Genomic DNA, 1,324 nt, shown 5'->3' with positions numbered 1-1,324 from the left:
GGTAATGTATTAAATTTTGTGTAACTCCTATGTTGTAAAATTACAATAAAGGAGTTTTTATTATGAAAAACAAAAAAGACAAAACATTTCAAGAAGAATTAGCTGAACTTCTTGAAAGGAGAGGGGTGAGTGAATTCAAAGGTCAAACTTTTGATGAAATTCTCTTGCAAACTGCTAAACCAATGCTAGAAAAATTATTGAATGCTGAGATGGATGAACATCTAGGTTATCAAAAAAATGAAATCTCAGATTCTAATAACTCAAGAAACGGGTATTCATCAAAAAATATAAAAGGACTTTTTGGTTCAACTAAGATCAAAACACCAAGAGATAGAGAAGCATCTTTTGAGCCTATCATAGTTCAAAAGAATCAATCAAATATCTCAAGTGTAGAACAAGCAATTATTTTGATGTACGCAAAGGGTCAATCAACAAGGGACATCGTCGAACATATAAAGGAGATTTATAAGTTTGACTTAGACTCTTCAAGCATTAGCAGAATTACCGATAAAATTCTTCCAGAAATCGAAGAGTTCCAAGCAAGAAGATTGCAAAAAACATATGCAGCCGTTTTCATTGATGGAATTAGATTTAAAATTCGTGAAGATGGAGTGTCTAAAGAAGTGTCAGTCTATATCCCATTGGGAATAGATTTAGAAGGTAAAAAGGATGTTTTAGGCTATTGAATAGGCGAATCCGAGACATCTAAGTACTGATTAAGTGTCTTAGATGATCTAAAACAAAGAGGTTTAGAAAGGATTTTAATAATGGCTTCAGATAACCTACCTGGAATATCAGAAGCAATTAGTGCTGCTTTCCCAAAAACGAAGATCCAAAAATGTGTTGTACATCAAATTAGAAATAGCATGAGATTTGTCAAGTATGATGAAAAGAAAGAATTCGTTAAGGATATGAAGAAAATTTATCAAGCAATTAATATCAAAGAAGCTGAAAAAGCTCTTGATAATTTCGAGGATAAATGATCTTCAAAATATGGTTATGCAACCCGTTCATGAAGAAAGAATTTTGATGAATTAGTAACCTTCTTTGAATTTCCTAGCGAGATAAGAAAATTAATTTACACAACAAATCCTATTGAAAACCTAAATCGAAATATACGTAAAATATCAAAAAATAAGAGTTTTCCAAACATGAAATCTCTTTCAAAAGTGATTTATTTAGCTATAAAAAATCAAACCAAAAAGTGAAATTTACCCATTAGAAATTGAGGAGTTATTTACAATCAACTTTCAATATTATTTGAATTAGATTAAAAAAATGAGCATAGAATTTCCAAAATGGATTTTTCGTTATGCTCTTTTTT

Annotated in this window: 1 protein-coding gene; it reads left to right on the top strand. The window is 30.1% G+C overall.

Annotation, left to right across the window (positions count from 1 at the left end; translation table 4 throughout):
• Positions 1-62: 62 nt before the first annotated feature.
• Positions 63-1,274: an IS256 family transposase gene (locus tag C4B24_RS04740; protein WP_131599631.1), complete on the top strand. Its 1,212-nt coding sequence runs from the start codon at positions 63-65 to the stop codon at positions 1,272-1,274.
• Positions 1,275-1,324 lie beyond the last annotated feature (50 nt).

This window comes from Mycoplasma marinum, from assembly GCF_004335975.1.
GTDB classification, from domain to species: Bacteria; Bacillota_I; Bacilli_A; order Mycoplasmatales; family Metamycoplasmataceae; genus Mycoplasma_K; species Mycoplasma_K marinum.
Note: the sequence above shows the minus strand (reverse complement) of the source record. Positions and strands in the feature narration are given on the sequence as shown.